Source organism: Amaricoccus sp. (assembly GCF_036846665.1).
In the GTDB taxonomy this organism is placed as follows: domain Bacteria; phylum Pseudomonadota; class Alphaproteobacteria; order Rhodobacterales; family Rhodobacteraceae; genus Amaricoccus.
On record NZ_DAIUBO010000334.1, the window covers coordinates 1 to 3389 of the forward strand.

The 3389-nt window shown below is 73.9% G+C and carries 3 protein-coding genes; 1 reads left to right on the top strand and 2 read right to left on the bottom strand.

Annotated elements, in window-relative coordinates:
- Positions 1 to 251: 251 nt before the first annotated feature.
- Both V7050_RS19775 and pyrF read right to left on the bottom strand, forming a co-directional pair.
- Positions 252 to 1238 (bottom strand): zinc-dependent alcohol dehydrogenase family protein, encoded by a 987-nt coding sequence (locus tag V7050_RS19775; protein ID WP_324370483.1) that lies wholly within the window; start codon positions 1236 to 1238, stop codon positions 252 to 254.
- A 64-nt stretch (positions 1239 to 1302) separates the two neighbouring features.
- On the bottom strand, positions 1303 to 1998 hold the full coding sequence (gene pyrF, locus V7050_RS19780; protein WP_324411106.1) for an orotidine-5'-phosphate decarboxylase: 696 nt from the start codon (positions 1996 to 1998) through the stop codon (positions 1303 to 1305).
- A 517-nt stretch (positions 1999 to 2515) separates the two neighbouring features.
- Between pyrF and V7050_RS19785 the strand changes: the two genes are divergently transcribed.
- On the top strand, positions 2516 to 3389 hold an 874-nt coding region (locus V7050_RS19785), incomplete at its 3' end, for a Clp protease N-terminal domain-containing protein (protein ID WP_324370479.1).

The following is a 3389-nucleotide window of genomic DNA, read 5'->3' on the forward strand; positions in this document are numbered from 1 at the left end:
TGGAGGCTTCGAGCTCGGCCTGGGGCTCGGGGTCGAGGCCGGTGCGGTCGCGGGTCAGCGCGGTGGCGTCGATCTCGGCGAGCGGGATGCGGTGGATCGGGTCGGGCATCTGGGCGGGTCCTATCGTTTGGCGGTGCGGTCGGGGCATGGGCGGCGCGCGCGGGGGTGGGCGCGGGGAGGGGTCTCGCGGGCGACAATACGCGAGGTTCCGGAGGTGTTGCCTGTCCTGGCGACGGCGCGTTCGGCGGCGGCTAGGCCATGACGAGCACGGCGGCGCCGGCGACGCGGCCGGCGCGCAGGGCGTCGAGGGCGGAATTGGCCGCTTCGAGCGGGAAGGTCTCGATCTCGCTCGCGATGCCGGCGCGGGCGACGATGTCGAAGAAGTCGAGCCCGTCCCGGCGGGTGAGATTGGCCACCGAGCGCAGCACGCGCTCGCCCCAGAGATCGGCGTAAGCGAAGCCCGGGATGTCGCTCATGTGGATGCCGCCGCAGACCACGATGCCGCCCTTGCGCACGGCGCGCAGTGCCGTGGGCACCAGCGCGCCGACCGGGGCGAAGATGAGCGCCGCGTCGAGCTCGGCGGGCGCCGGCTCGTCCGAGCCGCCGGCCCAGGCGGCGCCGTTGCGCCGGGCGAGGTCCTGGGCGGGCCGGTCGCCGGGGCGGGTGAAGGCGTAGACCTCGCGGCCCTGCCAGCGGGCGGTCTGGGCGACGAGATGGGCGGCGGCGCCGAAGCCGTAGATGCCGAGGCGCCGGGCCTCGCCGGCCATGGCGAGCGTGCGGTGCCCGATCAGGCCGGCGCAGAGGAGCGGGGCCATCGCCGCGTCGGACTGGCCTTCGGGCAGCGGGAGGACGAAGGCGGCGTCGGCGACGCAGGCCTCGGCATAGCCGCCGTCGCGGGTATAGCCGGTGAAGAGCGGCGCGTCGCAGAGGTTCTCGCGGCCCATGGCGCAATAGGGGCAGGTGCCGCAGGTATGGCCGAGCCAGGGCACGCCGACCCGCTGGCCCGGCTCGAGGCCGGTGACGCCGGGTCCGAGCGCGGTGACGCGGCCGACGATCTCGTGGCCGGGCACCAGCGGCAGCCGCGGCTCGTCGAGCTCGCCGTCGACGATATGCAGGTCGGTGCGGCAGACGCCGCAGGCGGTGATCGCGATGGCGACCTCGCCGGGTCCCGGCGCGGGCGCGGCGCGCTCCACGAGCCGCAGCGGCCTTCGGGCGGCTTCCAGGACCATGGCGCGCATGGCGGGCTCCCTCTCGCTTGGCCGTGGCAGTATAGGGCGGCCGGGCGGGCGGGGAAATCCCGGCTCAGGCCGCCGCCATCTCGGCGAGGATGGCGCGGGCGGCGGCGGCGGGATCGGGCGCGGCGACGACCGGCCGGGCGACGACGATGTGGTCGGCGCCGGCGGCGAGCGCCTCGGCGGGGGTGGCGGTGCGCTTCTGGTCGTGGGCCGCGGCGCCGGCGGGGCGCACGCCGGGGGTGACGATGAGCCTGCCCGCGGCCTCGGGCAGGGCGCGCAGCCGGGCGAGTTCGCGCGGCGAGGCGATGATGCCGTCGGCGCCGGCGGCGAAGGCGCGGCGGGCGCGCTCGACGACGATCGCGCCGAGATCGCCGTCGCGGATCAGGGCGGCGTCGAGGTCGGCGCGGTCGAGCGGGGTCAGCACGGTGACGGCGAGGATTCGGGTCGGGGCCCCGCCGCGGCCGAGGGCGGCGGCGGCCACCACCTGCGGGTCGCCGTGCACGGTCAGGAAGTCGGGCGCGACCTCTTCCGCGAGCCCGCGGGCGGCGGCGGTGACGGTGGCGCCGATGTCGAAGAGCTTCATGTCGAGGAATACGCGCCTGCCCTCGGACTTTAGCTCGCGGGCGAGGTCGAGGCCGCCGGAGGCCAGCAGGCCGAGGCCGATCTTGTAGAACCCGACGGAATCGCCGAGCCGTGCCACCATGGCGCGGGCGGCATCGGCATCGGGCAGGTCGAGGCCCACGATCAGGCGGTCATCGGACATAGCGGCAGGCCCTCCGGACACCCCGGACCTGCCTCCCGCCGGTGCGGCTGTCAAGATCCCGGAGGCGCCCGACGGCCCGGCCGCCGCATTGGGCCGGCGGTTCGAGGTGGATTGGGATGCGGGCGCGATCCGGGGAATGCTCGCCGAGGCGCTCGAGGGCGGCCGCGGCGATGCATCCTTTCCCGCCTGGCCGGCGCGGAATGCCGTCCGGCGGGCACCATCTGGCGCTGCCCTCGTCTTGCCGCGGGACGGTCGAAGAGGGAAGAATGACCGCCGGATGCGATAGCACCGGGGGCAGGCAGGCGCGCGCGGACCTGCGCGCTGCCAGATCTGCGAAGGAGGCCGGCGTGGCCAAGGGGCCGCCAAGAAGCGGCGGGGCGGGCCTTGAGCGCCCGTGCGCCCGGCCCCATATCGAGGACGAAGGGGCCGCGCCATGGTGGGCGGCCCGGCAGATCCGAGGCTCCGGGGAGGCGGTCCGAAGGGACGCGTCCCGAGGGGCGCTTGCAAGGAGAGAAGCATGAACTTCGAGAAGTTCAGCGAGAGGGCGCGGGGATTCGTGCAGGCGGCGCAGACGATCGCGCTGCGGGAGAACCACCAGCGGGTGCTGCCCGAGCATCTGCTCAAGGCGCTTCTCGACGACGAGCAGGGGCTCGCGTCGAACTTGATCGCCAAGGCGGGTGGCGATGCCAAGCTGGCGCTGGCGACGGTGGATGCCGCGCTGGCCAAGCAGCCGCAGGTCGAGGGCGACCAGATGTACATGGACACCCAGACCGCGAAGGTGCTGGCCGAGGCGGAGAAGCTCAGCCAGAAGGCCGGCGACAGCTTCGTGACCGTGGAGCGGATGCTGACGGCGCTGGCGGTGACGAAATCCGGCGCCAACGACGCGCTGAAGACCGCGGGCGTGACGGCGCAGGCGCTGAACGCGGCGATCAACGACGTGCGCAAGGGGCGCACCGCCGACAGCGCCAATGCCGAGGCCGGGTTCGATGCGCTGAAGAAATACGCCCGCGACCTGACGGAAGCGGCGCGCGAGGGCAAGATCGACCCGATCATCGGCCGCGACGAGGAAATCCGGCGCACCATGCAGGTGCTGAGCCGGCGGACCAAGAACAACCCGGTGCTGATCGGCGATCCCGGCGTCGGCAAGACGGCCATCGCCGAGGGGCTGGCGCTTCGGATCGTCAACGGCGACGTGCCCGAATCGATCGCCGACAAGCGGCTCATGGCGCTCGACATGGGCGCGCTGATCGCCGGTGCGAAATATCGCGGCGAGTTCGAGGAGCGGCTGAAGGCGGTGCTCACGGAAGTGCAGGCGGCCGCCGGCGAGATCATCCTCTTCATCGACGAGATGCACACGCTGGTCGGCGCCGGCAAGGCGGAAGGCGCGATGG